General features: G+C 68.7%; 16 protein-coding genes. 8 read left to right on the top strand and 8 right to left on the bottom strand.

All coding sequences use genetic code 11. The features are described from left to right. Positions 1-16 precede the first annotated feature (16 nt). Positions 17-832: an IclR family transcriptional regulator gene (locus QFZ47_RS19685; protein WP_307657226.1), complete on the bottom strand. Its 816-nt coding sequence runs from the start codon at positions 830-832 to the stop codon at positions 17-19. Positions 833-928: 96 nt separating this feature from the next. Here QFZ47_RS19685 and QFZ47_RS19680 point away from each other — a divergent pair, with 96 nt between their 5' ends. After that, a complete protein-coding gene (locus QFZ47_RS19680) occupies positions 929-2,587 on the top strand; it encodes a GMC family oxidoreductase (RefSeq protein WP_307657225.1) in 1,659 nt (552 codons plus the stop codon). After that, the gene (locus QFZ47_RS19675; protein ID WP_307657224.1) at positions 2,584-3,897 is read left to right on the top strand and encodes an MFS transporter; all 1,314 of its coding nucleotides are present in this window, start codon (positions 2,584-2,586) and stop codon (positions 3,895-3,897) included. Before QFZ47_RS19680 ends, QFZ47_RS19675 begins: the two co-directional genes overlap by 4 nt. Positions 3,898-3,912: 15 nt before the next feature. Here the strand turns inward: QFZ47_RS19675 and QFZ47_RS19670 are convergent, their stop codons facing one another. Next, entirely contained in the window at positions 3,913-4,413 is a 501-nt protein-coding gene (locus QFZ47_RS19670) for a response regulator transcription factor (protein ID WP_307657223.1), read from the bottom strand. A gap of 253 nt (positions 4,414-4,666) precedes the next feature. Here QFZ47_RS19670 and QFZ47_RS19665 point away from each other — a divergent pair, with 253 nt between their 5' ends. Both QFZ47_RS19665 and QFZ47_RS19660 read left to right on the top strand, forming a co-directional pair. After that, the gene (locus QFZ47_RS19665) at positions 4,667-4,891 is read left to right on the top strand and encodes a DUF1059 domain-containing protein (protein ID WP_307657222.1); all 225 of its coding nucleotides are present in this window, start codon (positions 4,667-4,669) and stop codon (positions 4,889-4,891) included. Positions 4,892-5,043: 152 nt separating this feature from the next. Continuing rightward, the gene (locus QFZ47_RS19660; RefSeq protein WP_307657221.1) at positions 5,044-6,078 is read left to right on the top strand and encodes a LysR family transcriptional regulator; all 1,035 of its coding nucleotides are present in this window, start codon (positions 5,044-5,046) and stop codon (positions 6,076-6,078) included. Here QFZ47_RS19660 and QFZ47_RS19655 read toward each other — a convergent pair. From QFZ47_RS19655 to pdxR, 4 genes are all read right to left on the bottom strand, one after another. After that, positions 5,996-6,877: an ABC transporter permease subunit gene (locus tag QFZ47_RS19655; protein WP_370880596.1), complete on the bottom strand. Its 882-nt coding sequence runs from the start codon at positions 6,875-6,877 to the stop codon at positions 5,996-5,998. The genes QFZ47_RS19660 and QFZ47_RS19655 overlap by 83 nt on opposite strands. Next, positions 6,870-7,658, bottom strand: coding sequence for a taurine ABC transporter ATP-binding protein (locus tag QFZ47_RS19650; protein WP_307657219.1), 789 nt, complete (start codon positions 7,656-7,658; stop codon positions 6,870-6,872). The genes QFZ47_RS19655 and QFZ47_RS19650 overlap by 8 nt, the downstream gene beginning before the upstream one ends. Positions 7,659-7,663: 5 nt before the next feature. Continuing rightward, on the bottom strand, positions 7,664-8,689 hold the full coding sequence (tauA, locus tag QFZ47_RS19645; RefSeq protein ID WP_307657218.1) for a taurine ABC transporter substrate-binding protein: 1,026 nt from the start codon (positions 8,687-8,689) through the stop codon (positions 7,664-7,666). A gap of 750 nt (positions 8,690-9,439) precedes the next feature. Beyond that, the gene (pdxR, locus tag QFZ47_RS19640; RefSeq protein ID WP_307657217.1) at positions 9,440-10,963 is read right to left on the bottom strand and encodes a MocR-like pyridoxine biosynthesis transcription factor PdxR; all 1,524 of its coding nucleotides are present in this window, start codon (positions 10,961-10,963) and stop codon (positions 9,440-9,442) included. A 137-nt stretch (positions 10,964-11,100) separates the two neighbouring features. Between pdxR and QFZ47_RS19635 the strand changes: the two genes are divergently transcribed. From QFZ47_RS19635 to QFZ47_RS19625, 3 genes are all read left to right on the top strand, one after another. Beyond that, on the top strand, positions 11,101-11,499 hold the full coding sequence (locus QFZ47_RS19635) for a nuclear transport factor 2 family protein (protein ID WP_307657216.1): 399 nt from the start codon (positions 11,101-11,103) through the stop codon (positions 11,497-11,499). A gap of 27 nt (positions 11,500-11,526) precedes the next feature. Next, positions 11,527-12,975: an NAD(P)/FAD-dependent oxidoreductase gene (locus tag QFZ47_RS19630; protein WP_307657215.1), complete on the top strand. Its 1,449-nt coding sequence runs from the start codon at positions 11,527-11,529 to the stop codon at positions 12,973-12,975. Between the two features lie 66 nt (positions 12,976-13,041). Further along, complete coding sequence (locus QFZ47_RS19625; protein WP_307657214.1) at positions 13,042-13,506, top strand: GNAT family N-acetyltransferase; 465 nt, start codon at positions 13,042-13,044, stop codon at positions 13,504-13,506. Positions 13,507-13,534: 28 nt separating this feature from the next. On the opposite strand, the gene QFZ47_RS19620 is transcribed toward QFZ47_RS19625, so the two are convergent. After that, a complete protein-coding gene (locus tag QFZ47_RS19620) occupies positions 13,535-13,882 on the bottom strand; it encodes a hypothetical protein (RefSeq protein ID WP_307657213.1) in 348 nt (115 codons plus the stop codon). Positions 13,883-14,144: 262 nt separating this feature from the next. Here QFZ47_RS19620 and QFZ47_RS19615 point away from each other — a divergent pair, with 262 nt between their 5' ends. Then, complete coding sequence (locus QFZ47_RS19615; protein WP_307657212.1) at positions 14,145-17,381, top strand: autotransporter outer membrane beta-barrel domain-containing protein; 3,237 nt, start codon at positions 14,145-14,147, stop codon at positions 17,379-17,381. A 33-nt stretch (positions 17,382-17,414) separates the two neighbouring features. Here the strand turns inward: QFZ47_RS19615 and QFZ47_RS19610 are convergent, their stop codons facing one another. Further along, positions 17,415-18,074 carry an FABP family protein gene (locus QFZ47_RS19610; protein ID WP_307657211.1) on the bottom strand — a complete coding sequence of 220 codons (660 nt, stop codon included), beginning with the start codon at positions 18,072-18,074 and terminating at the stop codon, positions 17,415-17,417. Positions 18,075-18,098: the final 24 nt, after the last annotated feature.

Below are 18,098 nucleotides of genomic sequence, written 5' to 3'. Positions count from 1 at the left end.
GGCGAAGGGCCCGGGCTCAGAGCAGTGTGCTCATTCGCGCCGCGGCGGCCTTGAGCGCATCGATGCGCTTCACCGCTTCTTCCATCGACATGCGCGCGGTCGGCGCATGCACTGCGAGCGCCGCGCGCACCTGCCCTGCCGCATCGCGCACCGGCACGGCCACGGCCACCAGCCCCGCGATGAATTCCTCGCAGTCGCGCGAATAGCCGCGCCTGGCGATCGCATCGCACTCGGCGCGCAGCGCATCGGGCTTGACGAGCGTGTTGGCCGTCATGCGCGCGAGCGGCAGCCGGTCGATGAGCGCATCGCGCTCCTTCTTGGGCATCTGCGCCAGGAACAGCTTGCCGCTCGCGGTGCAGTGCAGCGGCACGTGCGAACCGACGTCGAGCGTGAGCCGCAGCGGCCACTGCGCCTCCACGCGGTCGAGGTAGAGCACCTGGGCGCCGTCGAGCGTGGTGAGGTTGCAGGTCTCGCCGACCTGCCGCACGAGTTCGGACAGCACCTGGTGCCGCAGGCCGCGCACCGTGCCATGGTTCAGGGTGTCGAAGGCGAGCTTGCGCAGCGCGGGGCCGACGCTGAACGAACGCTCGTCCACGTCGCGCGCCAGGAAGCCGGTGGCCAGCAGCTGGGTGCAGATGCGGTGTGCCGTGCCCTTGGGCAGCCCCAGCTGCGCGGCCAGCTCGGCGAGCGTGAGGGCGCGGCCTTCGCTGGCCAGCAAGGCCAGCAGGCGAAGGCTGCGCTCGGCCGACGAGCCGGAGGCCGGCTCCTCCGCGGCAGGCACGGAAAGCGATGGCGAAGACACGGCGGCTGCGGAGCGCGCGGAACGTGGCATGCGGGTAAACCTTAAAAATGGAACATTGCGTTCCGAAAAACATTAACCTAGGATGCAAGCAAGCCAAGCGATTGTTCCACTCCCCGGGTGCCATGCATGCGTGATGAAGAGTTCGACTACATCGTAGTGGGCGCCGGTTCGGCCGGCTGCGTGCTGGCCGGCCGGCTGAGCGAAGACCCGGCCACGCGCGTGCTGCTGCTCGAAGCGGGCCCGGTGGACAGGTCGCTCTGGATCCACCTGCCCATCGGCTACGGCAAGACGATGTGGAGCCCCACCTACAACTGGCGCTTCGAGACCGACCCCGACCCGAACATGAACGGCCGGCGCATCTACTGGCCCCGGGGCAAGACGCTGGGCGGTTCGAGCGCGATCAATGGGCTGATCTACATCCGCGGCCAGCGGGAGGACTACGACCACTGGGCCGCGCTCGGCAATGCGGGCTGGGGCTACGACGACGTGCTGCCCTACTTCATCCGCTCCGAAGGCAACCAGCGCGGCGCGAGCGCCTTCCATGGCGGCGACGGGCCGCTGAAGGTGTCGGACATCGCGGCGAAGCACGAACTCATCGAGGCCTTCATCGGCGGCGCGCAGCAGATCGGCGTGCCGCGCACCGACGACTTCAACGGCGCCGCTCAGGAAGGCGCGGGCTACTACCAGCTCACCACGCACAAGGGCTGGCGCTGCAGCACGGCCAAGGCCTACCTGGTGCCGGCGCGGAACCGGCCCAATCTGCGCATCGAGACGGAGGCGCTGGCCAACCGGCTGGTGTTCGACGGCCGGCGCGCCGTGGGCGTGAGCTACCGCCAGGGCGGAGAGACAAAGACCGCGCGCTGCCGCGCCGAGGTGCTGCTTTCGGCGGGTTCGATCCAGTCGCCGCAGCTGCTGCAGCTCTCGGGCATCGGCCCGCGCGCGCTGCTCGAGCGCATGGGCATCGCGCCGGTGCATGTGCTGCCGGGCGTGGGCGAGAACCTGCAGGACCATCTGCAGATCCGGCTGGGCTACGAATGCAGCAAGCCCATCACCACCAACGACCAGCTCAACTCCTGGTTCGGCCAGGCGAGCATGGGCCTGGAATGGCTGGCGCGCCGCACCGGCCCGCTCGCGGTGGGGATCAACCAGGGCGGCTGCTTCATGCGCGCGCTGAAGGACGACAGCGGCCGGCCGGTGGCCGCCACGCCCGACATCCAGTTCCACGTGGCCACGCTCTCGGCCGACATGGCGGGCGGCAAGGTGCATCCGTACTCGGGCTTCACGATGTCGGTGTGCCAGTTGCGGCCCGAGTCGCGCGGCCATGTGCGCATCCGCTCGCTCGACGCGGCCGAGCCGCCCGAGATGCAGCCCAACTACCTGGCCACCGAGCTCGACCGCGCGACCACCGTGGCCGGCGTGAAGGCAGCGCGCGCCATTGCGCAATCGCCCGCGATGCAGCCCTACGTGAAGCGCGAGGTGAAGCCCGGCCCCGATGCCGCGAGCGACGCCGACCTGCTGGAGTTCTGCCGCAACAACGGCGCCACCATCTTTCACCCCACGGGCACCTGCCGCATGGGCAACGATCCGCTCGCGGTGGTCGATGCGCGCCTCTGCGTACACGGCGTGGCCGGGCTGCGCGTGATCGACTGCTCGGCCATGCCCACGCTGGTGTCGGGCAACACCAACGCACCCGCCGTGATGATGGCCGAGAAGGCCGTCGACATGATCAGAGAGGACGTGAGGGCGGCAGCCGCCGCGACAACCACATCGGAGACAAAGACATGAGCGCAAGCGACGAGAAAGCGATTCGCAGGGTGGTGGTTTCGGCCCTGGTGGGCGCCACCATCGAGTGGTACGACTTCTTCCTGTACGGCGTGGTGGCCGGCATCGTGTTCAACAAGCTCTACTTCCCGGGCAGCGACCCGGTGGTGTCGACCCTGCTGGCCTACACCACGTTCGCGGTGGGCTTTGTCACGCGGCCGCTGGGCGGCGTGATCTTCGGCCATTTCGGCGACAAGATCGGCCGCAAGAGCATGCTCATCATCACCTTGATGATCATGGGCGTGGCCACCTTCCTGATCGGCCTGGTGCCCACTTACGCGCAGATCGGCATCGCAGCGCCCTTGCTGTTGTTGCTGCTGCGCGTGGCGCAGGGCATCGGGCTGGGCGGCGAATGGGGCGGCGCGGTGCTGATGGCGTACGAATACGCGCCGAAGGGCAAGCGCGGCTTCTATGCCTCGCTGCCGCAGATCGGGCTGGCCATCGGCCTGTGCATGGCCTCGGGCGTGGTAGCGCTCCTGTCATGGCTGCTGACCGACGAGCAGTTCCTCGCATGGGGCTGGCGCATCGCGTTCCTGATTTCCGGCGTGATGGTGGGGGTGGGCATGTACATCCGCCTGCACGTGCAGGAGACGCCGGAGTTCGCGGCTGTGAAGGCGCGCAACGCCGAGCTGCGCATTCCGTTCATGGACATGCTGCGGCGCTATCCGGGCAACGTGCTCAAGGGCATGGGCGCGCGCTACATCGACGGGGTGTTCTTCAACATCTTCGGCGTGTTCTCCATCAACTACCTGACCGGCACCCTCAAGATCAGCCGCACCGACGCGCTGCTGGGCGTGATGGCCGCTGCCGTGGTGATGATCTTCTTCATTCCCTTCTTCGGCCGCCTGTCCGACCGGATGGGGCGCGGCAAGGTCTACATGTGGGGTTCGCTGATCACGGCAGTGTCGGCGTTTCCGGGCTTCTGGCTCATGACGCACAGCGGCGGCAGCGTGCTGCTGGTGTGGCTCGCGATCATCATCCCCTTCGGCATCCTGTATGCCTCGGTGTACGGGCCGGAGGCCGCGCTGTTCTGCGACCTGTTCGACGCCAAGGTGCGCTACACGGGCATCTCCTTCGTCTACCAGTTCTCGGGCATCTTTGCCTCGGGCATCACGCCGATCATCGCGACCGCGCTGCTCAAGTCGGGCGGCGGCCAGCCGTGGCAGATCTGTCTGTATGTGCTGTTCGCGGGCGTGGTGTCCGCCGCGTGCGCGTGGATGATCGGGCGGTCCGCGTCGCCGGCCGATGCGCCGGTGGCAGTGGCCTCGCGCTGACTTTGTCCTTATTCCTCAGGAGGTCCTGCCCATGGCGAGCGCACGCACCACGGCCGCGGTGCGCGTCTCGACGCCGAGCTTCACGTACACATGCTCCAGGTGCTTGTGGACGGTGCGCGGGCTGATCTCCAGCAAGGCGGCGATCTCGGCGTCGGTCTTGCCGCGCGAGAGCCAGTGCATCACATCGCCCTCGCGCGGCGTGAGGCCGGCCAGCGGTACATCGGGCGACGGCGCATCGGGCAGCGGCGCATGAGGCAGCGGCGCCGCGGCGCGGCAGGCCAGCCGGTACAGGAAGGCCACCGCCACCGCATGCTCCAGTCCCGCGCGCCGGTAGCGGTCGGCCTGCCCTGCGGCGCGGCGGAACTCGCCGCGGCCCGGCGCCTTGGTGGCGCTGCCGGGGCTTGCGCGCAGGCCGTTGCTGCCTGTGCCATGAGGCCGCATGGGCGAATGCCCGGACTCCAGCTGCTCCAGCAGGCGAAGCGCGCCCGCTCGATCATTGCGCGTCAGATGCGTCATGGCATGCCCCTTTCACGGTGCATACGCATTGCTGCGTATGGCGCCTGCAAGCATCGAGACGCAGGATGCTCGCAGGCCCTTTGCCGCGACCCAGTATAGGCAGGCAAGGCGCGCGCAGGCTGCTTCCTGCGAAAGGATACACATGGCCATCGACGAAACAAGGCTTGACGCTTACATGGGTAGCCTTGCGCCAGCCTCTTTTCGACCTGCCTGATCTTCGAAACACGTCCGCGAGGACATTCCAGGAGCCACCATGTCACGCCAATACATCGACTGCCGCGAGTTTCCAAGCACGATGAACTGCAGTGTCGCGCTCTCCGCCGATACCGAGAGCGAACTGCTCGAAGCCGCCGTCCAGCACGCCGTGGCCGTCCACGGCCATACCGACACGCCGGAATTTCGCCAGCAACTGGCAAGCATGTTCAAGACCGGCACGCCGCCGCTGCAGGCGCCGCCCGCGCAGAAGGTTCCTGCCTGAGGCCGGCGGGCCCCGGCCACCACCGCCGGGGGCGATGAACACCTTCGGGTGCTTTCGGGAGCCGCCGGGAGCCGCTGCCGCGATTCGGGGGAAAAGGGGGATGCCCCTACGGCCTGCGCCCCAACCCCCGATGCTGGAACAATGCGGCCACCATGGACGGCCTCGATCTCATCAAAACTTTCCGCGAAGTGGCGTTTCGGCGCAGCTTCTCCCGCGCCGCCATTTCGCTCGGCATGTCGAAGGCCACGGTCAGCCGCTACGTGGCGGAACTCGAAACCCGCAGCGGCGTGCGCCTGCTCAACCGCTCCACCCGTTCGCTGAGCCTGACGGATGCCGGGCAGGTGCTGCTCGACCGCAGCACCGAGCTGGTGGCCATGGCCGAGAACACACTCAACGACCTGCAGGCCCACGGCTCGCACCCGCAGGGGCGGCTGCGCATGAGCGCGCCGCACGGGCTGATCGCGGGCTGGCTGTCCGACGTGATCGCCGAGTTCATCAAGCTCTATCCGGACGTGTACGTGAGCCTGGTGTTCACCAACAGCGAGATCGACCTGATCGAGGAAGGCATCGACATCCACCTGACGGGCGGGCGCATCGATGACATGAACCTGATCGTGCGCCGGCTGGTGCCTTTCGACATGGTGGTCTGCGCGAGCCCGGCCTACTGGGCCCGGCGCGGCATTCCCAGGGTGCCCGAAGACCTGGGCCGCCACGACGTGCTGAGCTACTCGGCCAAGCCCACCACCCACCTGCCCTTCGAGACCGGCGGCAAGGCGGTCGACGTGCCGGTGCACAGCCGCATGGAGGCCAACGACGCCGTTGCGCTCATCGAGCTGGCGCTGCGCGGCGCGGGCGTGGCCTACGTGCCCGAGCCGCTGGCGCAGTCGCACCTGGAGCGCGGCGCGCTGGTGCCGGTGCTGCGCGAGCACATGCCGCGCGACCACTGGCTGTATGCGGCCTACTCGCAGCGCCGCCACAACAGCGCCGCGATGCGCACCATGCTCGACTTTCTCGAGCAGTCGATGGTTCAGCACGGCAATCCGCCCGCGATGCCGCCGCTGCCGCCCGCATCGCAGGTGCTGGCTTCCCCTCCTTCTGTTGCGGCTACATGCGCCCTTTCCAGGGCACCAGGCGCCGCTCGAGCCACCGCATCAGCAGGTCGAACAGATAGGCCACCACCCCGATGACGATGATGCCCATGATGACGATGTCGGTGCGCAGGAAGTTCGACGCGTTCAGCACCATCTGGCCCAGCCCCATGTTGGCCGCTACCATCTCGGCGGCCACCAGCGTGGTCCAGCCGAAACCGATGGCAATGCGCATGCCCACCAGGATGTCGGGCAGCGCCGACGGCAATATGACGTGCCGGATCACCTGCATGTAGCTCGCGCCCATCGAATACGCGGCGTTGATCTGCTCCTGCGACGCGCTGCGCATGCCCGAGCGCGCGGCCAGCGCCAGCGGCGCAAAGCAACTCAAAAAGATCAGCAGCACCTTGGGCAACTCGTCGATGCCGAACCAGATGATGATCAGCGGCAGGTAAGCCAGCGGCGGCAGCGGCCGGTAGAACTCCAGCGGCGGATCGAAGATGCCGCGCCAGAAGCGGCTCATGCCCATTGCAATGCCCACCGGAATGGCCGTGGCGCAGGCCAGCAGGAACGCCGAGAACACGCGGAACATGCTCGCGAGGAAGTGCTGCCACAACGGCTTGTCGTTGGCCTGCCCCGTGAGGTACTCGTAGAACTGCTGGAACACCGCCTGCGGCGTCGGCAGGAACAGCGGCTTGACCCAGCCCATGTTGGTGACGAGGAACCACAGCGCGACCAGCGCCACCACCGTGACCACGCTGATGGTCACGCTCGAGCCCTCGCCCGGCACCTTGAAGGCGCTGGTCTTGAGCTTGGTGCCGGCCGGCGCAGGCGGCGGCGCGGCGGGCTTGGAGGGTGGCGTCATGGCGACAGGCGATGCAATGGTGGCCTCAGGCATGGGCAGCCTCGCGATGATGAATGATCGAAAGAACCTCTTCGCGCATGCGGATGAATTCGGGTTCCGATTTCACCTTGCGCGAGTCGCCATGCGAGAGGAACTGGCGCGAGAACGGAACCTCGTCGTACACGTGCGAGATGCGCCCCGGGCTCGGGCTCATCACGACCAGCCGCGTGGCCAGGAACAGCGCCTCTTCGACCGAATGGGTGATGAAGAACACCATCTTGTTCGATCTGGACCAGGCCTTGAGCAGGATCTCCTGCACCTGTTCGCGCGTGAACGCGTCGAGCGCGCCCATGGGCTCGTCCATGAGCAGCACGGCCGGGTCGCTGGCCAGCGCACGCGCAATGCCCACGCGCTGCTGCATGCCGCCCGAGAGTTCGTACACCGTGCGCTCCGCGTACTGCTGCAGGCCCACGAGCGCGAGTTTTTCTTCCGCGATGCGGTCGCGCTCGGCCTTGCCGGCGCCGGCCAGGCGCAAGCCCAGCGCCACGTTGTCGCGCACGTTGAGCCAGGGCATCAGCGCATGCTTCTGGAACACCACGCCGCGATCGGCGCCGGGGCCGACCACGGGCTTGCCGTCGAGCAGGATCTGTCCGGTGGAAGGCGGCAGGAAGCCGGCAATGCTGTTGAGCAGCGTGGTCTTGCCGCAGCCCGAGGCGCCGAGCGCCACGACGAAGTCGCCGTCGCGCATCGTGAGGTTGACCGGCGCGAGCGCCTGCAGCGTGCCGCCCTTGACGGCGTAGTTGACCGTGAGGTCGCGAATGTCGAGCGTGGGCATGCGGCCTACTTTCCCATGGCTTTCTCGACGTAGGCCGTGGTCACGAAGGCGCTGTAGTCGGGCTTGACCTCCTGCACCCGGCCCTGCTCCTTCAGGAACGCCGCCGTGCCCGCCATCGCCTTGGCCGCGCCACCGCCCAGCCACGTGGGCGAGACCTGTTCAGCCATGGTCGGAAAGGTGTAGAGCGCCATTGCGGCCGACACGTCCTTGGGGTCGGCCTTGGTCCACTTGGCCATGGCCTTGGTCTGCGGCGAGTCGGGCGTCCAGCTCTTTCCGCTGGCCTTGTATTCCTCGTTGGCGCGGTTGAGCGCCTTCACGAAGGCGATCATGAACGGCTCGTTGGCCGCGGCCCACTTGGCGTTGACCACGATGCCCTCGAAGGTGGGCGCGCCGCGCTTGCCGATGCTGCCCGAGGTGGCGATGGTCTTGCCCGTGCCCTTGATCCTGGAGAGCACCGGGTCCCAGATGAACGTGGCGTCGATGTCGCCGCGCTCCCAGGCCGCCGCGATCTCGGGCGGGCGCATGTTCATCACGTTGACGCTCTTGGGGTCGACGCCGTCCATCTTCATGCCGGCCATGAGCTGGTAGTGCGCAGTCGAGACGAATGGCGTGGCCACCTTCTTGCCGGCCAGGTCCTTCATGCTGTTGATGCCCGATGCATTGCGCGCAACCAGCGCCTCGGCGTTGGCGATGTCGGCCGAGATCCAGAACAGCTTGATGTCCTGCCCTTGGCTGGCCGCGGCCGTGAGCGGGCTGGAGCCGGTTTCGCCCATCTGCACGTCGCCCGACGCCATGGCCCGGATCACGTCGCCGCCGCCCGAGAACATGCGCCAGTTGATCTTGTAGCCCGTGGCTTTTTCGACCTCGCCCGATTCCATGACCAGGCGCAGGGGGACCAGCATGTCCTGGTGGGCGAAGGTGAGCTCCTTGGCCTGCTGCGCGAATGCGGCGCCGCCGCTGCTCATCAACATCAGCATCGCGGCGGCTGCGAGCGCTGCGCGTTTCAGGGAAAGACGTCGGGGCATGGTCATTCTGTTTTCTCCTGTGGATGGGTCTGGGCGGACTTTGCACCTGTTGTCTCTTTGCAGGAAGTACCAGCGTTGTGGGTGGTATGGAGCCAGCTTGTCGGTGAATACCCTTGTTCTGGTGCGATGCCTGTTGGTGTGCACGGGGGAGGTGCGTTTTTTTTGTTCCGGGGCCGGGACTCGCCCCGGCGGGCGACTCACTTTCTTTGCTTCGCCAAAGAAAGTAAGCAAAGAAAGGCGACCCCTACTGTCTGCGACCCCTTCGCTGCGCTACGGGGCAACCTGCGGTGCTCGCGTTTCGCGGGGTCCGCAGAACTCGCTTCGCTCGAACAGCTGCGGCCCTGATCCGCGAAACGCTCCGCTCCTCGGCGCATACAGAAGGGGTGGGAGCGGGTGGCCTTTGCTTCGCTCGGCCCCAATACCAACAGCCAATACCAACAGCCGATACCAACCACCGCGGCGCGCAGCGCCGCGGTGGCCTGGTGGCCGAGCGAAGCAAAGGCCCGTGTGGTCTGCCCTCCCCTCTGGCTGCGCCGAGGAGCGGAGCGTTTCGCGGATCAGGGCTCGCCCTTGTCTGAGCGAAGCGAGTTTGGGCGAGACCCCGCGAAACGTGAGCACCGCAGGTTGCCCGCAGCGAAGCGAAGGGTCGCAGACAGTGGGGTCGCCTTTTCTTTGCTTACTTTCTTTTGGCGAAGCAAAAGAAAGTGAGGCCGCCGCCGGGCGGAATCCCGGCCCCCGAACCCAAAACAAAACAAATCAATGCGCCCTCACCTCCCCCCGAGCCAACGCCAGTTCCTCAACCGCCACCCCCAAAGCCCGAATCCCCAACGGAATCTGCCCCGCAGCAATGGACGACAACCGCAGCCGAAAGAACGGGCACGGATAAGGCGGCTTCGCAAAGAACACATCGCCCGCCTCGATCAGCACCCCATGGTTGCGGGCCATCAACGACAGCTCCGTCGCATCCACCCACGTCGGCGCCTGCACCCAGATCGAAGCTCCGCCCGAGGGCAGCCGGAACTCGAAATCGGGCAGGTGCTCGCGCAGCGCCTGGGCGGCCAGCGCAAGCCGCTCCTGCATCGCGTGGTTCACGCGCCGCGCATGCGACTCGTGGTGCCCCAGCGAGAGAAACAGCGCATACGCGTGCTGCAGGAAGGCGCTCGGGTGCCGAACCATCGCATGCCGGATCACGCGCAGCTCCTTGATCAACGCACGCGGCGCCACGATGAAGCCCAGCCGCAAGGCCGGCGACAAGCTCTTGGACACCGACCCCACGTAGATCACCCGCCCCGTCTTGTCCAGGCTCTTGAGCGCGGGCATGGGCGTGCCTTCGTACAGGTTCTCCGCCTCGTAGTCGTCCTCGATGATCACGAAGTCCTGCAGCTCGGCCTTGCGCAGCAGCCACTGCCGGCGTTCGAGGCTCAGCGTCGCGGTCGTGGGGCTTTGGTGCGAGGGCGTAACGAACAGGTAGTCGGCCGCCGGCAGTGCATCGACCACCAGCCCGTCTTCATCGACATTCACCTCCACCCACTTCGGCTGCCGCAGCGAGAAGCTGTTGCGCGCATGCGGATGGCCCGGCTCCTCCAGCCCCACGCGCGTCTGCTCGTCGAACAGCGCCTCGGCCAGCAGGTAGTAGGCATGCTGCGCGCCCATCGTGACCAGGATCTCTTCCTTGAGCGCAAATACCCCACGCTTGGGCAGCAGCCGCGTGCGGATCTGCTCGATCAGATCGGGCACGTCGTCGGTCTCGAAGTCGGGCGTCCAGTGCGGCAGCTGCGAGCGCGCCAGGCTGCGCGCGCAGCACTCGCGAAAGTCTTCGGTGGGAAACAGCTGCGGGTCGTGGTTGCCGTAGACGAACGGGTATGGATAGTCGCGCCAGTGGTCGGGCTTCGACAGCGTGGGCTTGTCGACCAGCGAGCGCAGCACGCGATCCGACCAGTCGGGCGGCTGGCTCGCCTGCCCGCTGCGGCCCACCAGCGGCTCGGCGCGCACGGCCGACAGCGGACGGGCATCGTGCGCCACGAACACCCCGCTGCGCGGACGCGCTTCCAGAAAGCCTTCGTCGATCAGCTGCAGGTAGGCCGAGGTCACGGTGTTGCGGCTCAGGCCCAGCAGCGCCGCAAGCTCGCGCGACGAAGGCAGCGGCGCGCCGGGCGCCAGGTGTTCTTCGAGGATGGCCTGCACCACGGCGGCGCGCAGGCGGGCCTGCAGCGGCAGCGCCGGTTGATCGGGCAGTGCGAAGAGCTGCGCCCACTGGGTGGCTCGCGGATTCGGGGGCATGGTGCGCCGCAGTTTAGGGCAGCGCACACGGTCCGTGGTGCTCTGGCTTGGTCGAATCTTCCCAACTGGCCCTATCGCGCCGGCGGGCGGCTGCCTACGCTTGCCGCATCAATTTCCGGAGTTCCCGCGTGACCGCAATGCCTTCCTCCACTGCCGTGACCACCGACACCCTCGCCGCCTTCAGCGACGCCTGGAACCGCCACGACATCGACGCGCTGATGAGCTTCATGACCGAGGACTGCATCTTCCAGACCGCCGCCGGACCCGAGGCCTGCGGCACCCGCCACGTGGGCACCGAGGCGGTGCGCAAGGCCTTCGCGGCGGCATGGCAGGCGGTGCCCGATGCGCAATGGATCGATGGCCGCCATTTCGTGCACGGCGATTTCGGCACCTCGCAGTGGACCTTCACGGGCACCGCGGCCGACGGCAGCCGCATCGAGACCGATGGCATCGACGTCTTCACCTTCAGGGGCGCAAAGATCCACCTGAAGAACGTGTTCCGCAAGGCCCGCCCCACCCTGCCGGCGGCCCGCTAGGCCCGCCGCACCGGGAGCCTTCACATCATGACCCCGTCCGGCACCGCCTCCTTCTCCGCCTCGCAACCGCAGCAGCAATCCGCGAGCCGGCCCTACGACCCGCGCTACGACCCGCTGGTCGCGCCCGACCCCGGCGCAGGCCGCGCCTATGCGCCCACCTGGTGGGTGGCCAGCGCCGGCACGCCGCCCGAGGACGACGGCCCGCTGCTGCGCGACATCGATGTCGACGTGGCCATCATCGGCTCGGGCGCCACCGGCATGTCGACCGCGCTCTACCTGGCACAGGAGCATGGCATCCAGGCCACGGTGCTCGAGGCCAACCAGGCGTCGTGGGGCTGCTCCAGCCGCAGCGGCGGCCAGGGGCAGAACGCCAGCGGCCGGCTCAAGCGCTCGCAGTGGATCCAGCGCTGGGGCCTCGACACCGCCAGGCGGCTCGACGCCGAGATCCGCGGCGGCTTCGAGAACTTCAGGCACCTCACCACGCAGATCGACTGCGACGCCTTCGACGGCGGCCATCTCCATCTTGCGCACCGGCCCGAAAAGCTCGCGGTTCTCGAAGCCGAGGCGCGCCTGATGCGCGAGCAGTTCGGCTACGCCACGCGCATGCTGACTGCCGAAGAGCTGCGGCGCGACTATTGCGACGAGCGCGAGGCAACCGGCGCCATGTTCGAGCCCGAAGGCGTGGGCATCCACCCGTTGAAGTTCACCTTCGGCCTGATGCGCCGGGCCCGTGCGCTGGGCGTGAAGGTGCACACATCGAGCCCCGTGCAGGGCTGGCAGACCATCGACGGCGTGCACCACCTGCAGACGCCCGGCGGCGTGGTGCGCGCGCGCCGCGTGGCGGTGTGCACCGGCGGCTACACCGGGCAGGCGCTGAGCCCGCTGCTGAAGAACCGCATCATGCCGATCCTCTCCAACTCGGTGGTCACGCGGCCGCTCACCGAGGCCGAGCTGCAGGCCACCAACTTCAGGTCGCTGACCTTCCTGACCGACACGCGCACGCTGCGCTTCTACTACCGGCTGCTCAAGGGCAACCGGCTGCAGATCGGCAGCCGCAGCTCGGTGAGCGGCGCCGATGCCGAGCACCCGGTGCACCTGAAGCTGCTCACCGACGCCATCGCGCGCAAGTTCCCGCCGCTGGCGGGCATCCGCATCGACTACTCGTGGTGGGGCTGGGTCGACATGAGCCACGACATGATGCCGCGGATCACGCAGCCCGAGGCGGACAGGAAGATCTGGTATGCGGTGGGCTACGGCGGCAACGGCGTGTCCTTCTCGACCTGGGCCGGCAAGCGGCTGGCCGAGCGCGTGGCCGGCAAGGACGCGGGCAAGGACGTGTTCGAGCTTCCCATCTACAAGTCCGCGCTGCCCTTTCCGAATGTGCTGGGGCTGGTGGAGTCGCCCGCCTTCGCACCGTTCCGGCGCATCGGCCAGCGCATGCTCTACAAGTGGTATTGGTTGCGCGACGAGAAGTAGCAGCAGCCGCCACGCCGGGCCGGGCTGTGTTGCAATCGCATGTTTTCAACGTGCAGGCACCGACGCATGACGACCTCTTCCCTCCTGATCCGCCCTCCGGCACCGGACGACTACGCGGCATGGAAGCCGCTATGGGACGGCTACAACGCCTTCTACCAGCGTGAGGGCCCCACGGCCCTGCCCGACGAGATCACGCGGGTGACCTGGCAGCGCTTCTTCGATGCCTACGAGCCGGTGCACGCGCTGGTGGCCGAGCGCAACGGCCAGCTGGTGGGCCTCACCCACTATCTCTTTCACCGCAGCACCACGCGCATCGAGCCGAACTGCTACCTGCAGGACCTGTTCACGCTGCCGTCGGAGCGCGGCCGTGGCGTGGGGCGGCATTTGATCGAAGGCGTCTGCGCGCACGTCAAGGGCGTGGGCGCGCACCGCCTGTACTGGCAGACGCACGCGACCAACACCGCCGGGCGCGCGCTCTACGACAAGGTTGCCACGCACGATGGATTCATCGTGTACGGCACCTTCGTCTGAACCTCTGCTGAAGAAGATCGGTACCTGATCAGTACTTGATGGTCACACCGGCCTTCACGCCGTTGTTGGCCTTGCCATCCGTCAGCACGCCGCCCGTGAGCGACACGTTGCCGCCCGTGCTCGCGCCCAGCGAGTAGGTGGGCCGCGGCGTGGAAGTGTCGGTGCCGATGTAGCTCCCGCTCCCGTCGGGCCGCTGCACGCCGATCGTCGCGCCCTTGGTGTAGGCCGAGGTTTCGGTGGAATTGACGTTCGGCGCCACGTAGACCGTGCCCTTGTCGTCGCTGTCGACGGGCAGTTTCACCGGCTCCGCCATCGCGGTGGCGGCTGCGCAGCAGGCGGCCGCGCCCACCCACGCAAAGATCATCGATTTGCTCATGCCCCGATCCTCGCGGCTGGGCGGCGCGGCGCCTGTAGGACAAGAGGCAAGCCGGCCTTGGCTGGCAGGCGCTTTGTCATGGTTGCGCCGTGCACGGGCGGGGACGCTTGTCTCCCGCCAGAAGGGGCGCACCGCCCATGTGCGCAGGCGGCGCAATTCCTACAGTGATTTCACGGGCGAAGGCGCTTGGGTCCGGCATGGACGACGAGCAACGCCAGCTGGCACATCACTTGGGAAAACAAGCCGTGAAAAAGGTAAATCCATGAACAAGACATTCCGAACCCTCTGGAATCCGGCGCTCGGCGCATGGGTGGCCGCGCCCGAAATCGCACGCGGCCACGCGCGGTCGGCTGGTGTGCGTGCCGTCGCCATGGCGGTGCTGTGCCTGAGTGCCGGCTCGACGCTGGCCGAGGGCGGCGCGGGTGGCCAGCCTGTGGACAGCGCGCTGCACGCGGGCACCGGTGGCAGCAACGGCAGCGGCGGCGCTGGCGGGCTCAACGACGCCTCCGTCGCAGCGCATGGCGGGGATGGCGGGTCGTCGACCGATGCCGGCGTCACGGCAGGGTCCGCGGCCGACATCGGCGCCTTCGGCGGCGCCACCGCGGGCGCGGGCGGTGCGGCGGGCAGCTCCAGCACCGTGGTCTCCCCCGGTGTGCTGCAGGGAGCCAGCGGCGGCGCGGGCGAATCGCAGACCGGCGATTTCAGCAACGGCAATGGATACGGCGGCGGCGGTGGCGGCGGCTACTACGGCTTTTTGATGGGCTCCGGCACCATCGCGTCCTGGGGCAGCTACACCGGCGGCAGCGGAGGCGCGGGTGGCAATGGCTATTGGGCAGCCGGCGGCGGCGGCGCCGGAGGCTATGGGTCCACGCTGATTGGCCTGGTCAACAACTACGATGCGGCCGGCACTTCCACCGGTGGCGCCGGCGGCAAGGGCGGCGATGCCTACTCGCAGGCCGGTGGCGGCGGCAGTGGCGGCGGCGGATTCTTCATCAGCGCGGCAACGCCGGGACTCGGCTTCGGCAACAGCGGCACGCTCGCGGGCGGTGCCGGCGGCGCGGGCGGGTCCGAGCTGCTGCCGGCCCGAAGCAATGCCGCGGGCGGCGGCGGCGGCGCGGGCGGCGCCGGTGCCACGCTGGCCGGCAGCACCCTGGCCGTGACCAACGTCGGCCAGATCACCGGTGGCGCCGGGGGCGCTGGCGGTACGGGTGGCGGCGGCGCGGGCGGCACCGGTGCGCCCGGCAGCGGCGGCGACGGCGGTGCCGGCCTTCTCTCCACCGGCAGCAGCGCGACCATTGCCAACAGCGGCACCATCGCCGGTGGTGCGGGCGGCATTGGCGGGGCCAACAGCAACGGCGGCGCAGGCGGTGCCCACGGCGCCGGCGGTGCAGGCGTGACAGGCGCCAACCTGAGCATCGCCAACAGCGGGACCATTTCAGGCGGCCTCGGCGGCGACGGCGCCACGCGCGCCTCGGCCGTGTCGTTCACCGGCGGCAGCAGCAACAGCCTGACCGTGAATGCGGGCTCATCGATGCTGGGCGCCATTGCCATCCAAAGCGGTGCCAGCGCCAGCATCATTGCGGGAGCCGACGGCCTGAGCCTGGGCAATGCACTGCTGCTGGGCGGCACAGGCACCATCGACACCAACGGCCACGGCATGGGCTGGTCGGGCCCGATCTCGGGCACCGGCGACCTGGTGAAGGTGGGCGCAGGCACGCTGACGCTGGCCGGCGCCAACACATACAGCGGCGGCACCAACGTCGCGGCCGGTACCTTGCGCGCCGGCGCGGCCGACACCTTCAGCAGCGCGAGCGCCTTCACGGTCGGCGCGGGCGCCACGCTCGACCTGGCGGGCCACAGCCAGACCATCGCGTCGATGACCAGCAGCGGCACCGTTTCGCTGCTGAGCGGCACACCCGGCGCCACACTCACGGTGCGGGGCCCCTGGGTGGGCAACGACGGCACGCTGCGCCTGGGCACGGCGCTCGGCACCAGCGCCAGCCTGAGCGACCGGCTGATCCTCAGCGGCTGCACCGCCATTGCCAGCGGCAGCACCAACATACAGATCACCAACCTGGGCGGCCTGGGCGCGCTGACCATCGGTAGCGGCATCGAAGTCGTGACCGCGATGAACGGGGCCACGACCACGGCGCAGACCACCCGCGACGCCTTCCGCCTGGCGGGCGGCCACGTCGACGCCGGTGCCTACGAGTACCGGCTGCACGCCGCCGACGCCACCGGCGCGGGCGAGAACTGGTACCTGCGCTCCGGCATCATCGTCGCGCCGCCGCCGCCGCCTCCACCACCACCTCCACCGCCGCCTCCTCCACCGCCGCCTCCTCCACCGGCACCTCCGGCACCTCCGGCACCTCCGGCGCCACCTGCGCCACCGGCACCTCCGGCACCACCAGCGCCTCCCGCGCCTCCCGCGCCTCCGGGCGATGGTGGCGCCCCCCCGCCGAGCGGCGGCGAGCCCCCGCGAAGCGCCGACGGCGGCACCCCGCCGGCCGCTGCCGGCGTGACGGTGCCTACCTACCGTGCCGAAGTGCCGCTGTATGCGGCGCTGCCCGAGCAGTTCCGCCAGTCCAACCTGGCGATGGTGGGCAACCTCCACCAGCGCGTGGGCGACGACGGCGCGGCCGGCCTCGCCACCGCCACGCCGGAGCAGGGCTACCGCCAGGGCTGGGCCCGCGTCATCAGCACGGACCGCACCATCGGCCAGGCCGGCACCGTCAGCCCTGTCAGCAAGGGACGCCTCACGGGGTTCCAGGCCGGCAACGACCTGTGGGCCGATCCCAGCTGGCGCGTCGGCATCTACGTCGGCCAGCTCGAGGGCGACATGCGCGTGAACGGCTTTGCCCGCGGCGTGCAGGGCTACGCGGTCGGCTCCAGCGACCTGCGCAGCCAATACCTGGGCGCCTATGCCACCTGGAAGAACGACAGCGGCCTGTACGTGGACGGCGTGCTGCAGGCCGGGCGCCACCGCTACACCGCGGCCACCACCCTGGGCTCGGCCGGCTCGGGCAAGGGCCACAGCCTGCTGGCCTCCATCGAGGTGGGCCAGGGCTTCCGCATCTCGCCGGAGTGGATCGTCGAGCCGCAATTGCAGCTGGTGCATCAGCGCGTGAGCTTGGACGACGCCGGCATCATCGGCGCCGTGGTGCAGCAGCACAGCCACAGCGGCTGGCTGGTGCGCGCCGGCGTGCGGGTCAAGGGCGAGATGACCACCAGCGCCGGTCCGCTGCAGCCCTATGCGCGGCTGAACCTCTACCGCAGCAGCAGCGGCACGGACGTGACGCGCTTCGTCGGTCCGGCGGCCTACACCGACATTGCCAGCCGCACCGGCGGCACGAGCACCGAACTGGCGGCAGGCGCCACGCTGCAGCTCACGCAGAGCATGAGCCTGTATGGCGAGGTCGGCAAGTTCTGGGCCTCGGGCGGCGACGCGCGCGTGAAGAGCGGGCTGAATGCCAGCCTCGGCCTGAAGATCCGCTGGTGAACCCGGAGCGCCCGGCGGGCGCTGCGGCCGCCGCTATCTTTGCTGCACGGCCACGGCGGCCGGCGCATCGGGCATCGCGAGCGGATTGCGCCCCGGCGCCTCGACGCGCGTCAGCGTGTTGCGGTCGGTGTGATGGAAGGGCTCGGCCTGGCCCTGGATCTGCATCACCGTGTCCTGGTCGTAGGACCAGGTGCCGTCGGCATTGATGGTCACTGTGATGTTCCATGCCAGCGTGGTGAAGGCGTGCTCGATGAAGGGGTTCGACACGATGCCGTTCACCAGGCTGCCGCGCTCGGCGCTGAGCGTGAAACGCGTGTCGTCCGCCTTGGCATGGCCGCTTGCCATGGCCACCTGCCCGCGCGGTATGGCCAGCGTGTGCAGCACCGTGCCGGTGGCCGGCTCCCAGAGCCAGTAGCCCACCTGGTCGTGGTACATCTTGGCGAGGCCGGGCTTGTGGATGTAGGTGTGGTAGCGCAGGCCGTACAGCAGCTGGGGGCCGTTGGTCTGCGGATCGATCGGCTGCAGTTCGTAGCGCTCCACGTAGACCTGCGTCTTGGGGCCTTCGCGCTTGGGCTTCACGTCCACGCCGCGGCTGCCCTCCCAGATGCCGGCCATGGCGCGCAGCGGCCCGAGGTTGGCGAGCGTGTCGGGGTCGGCGTTCGGCTCGGTGTAGATGTCTTCGGTGGGGTTCATGGTGTGTGGACTTCGGATTTCTGA

The sequence above is a fragment of the Variovorax paradoxus genome, assembly GCF_030815975.1.
Taxonomy (GTDB): domain Bacteria; phylum Pseudomonadota; class Gammaproteobacteria; order Burkholderiales; family Burkholderiaceae_C; genus Variovorax; species Variovorax paradoxus_N.
The sequence above is the reverse complement of the archived record's forward strand: the minus strand, read 5'-3'. Positions and strand labels throughout refer to the sequence as shown.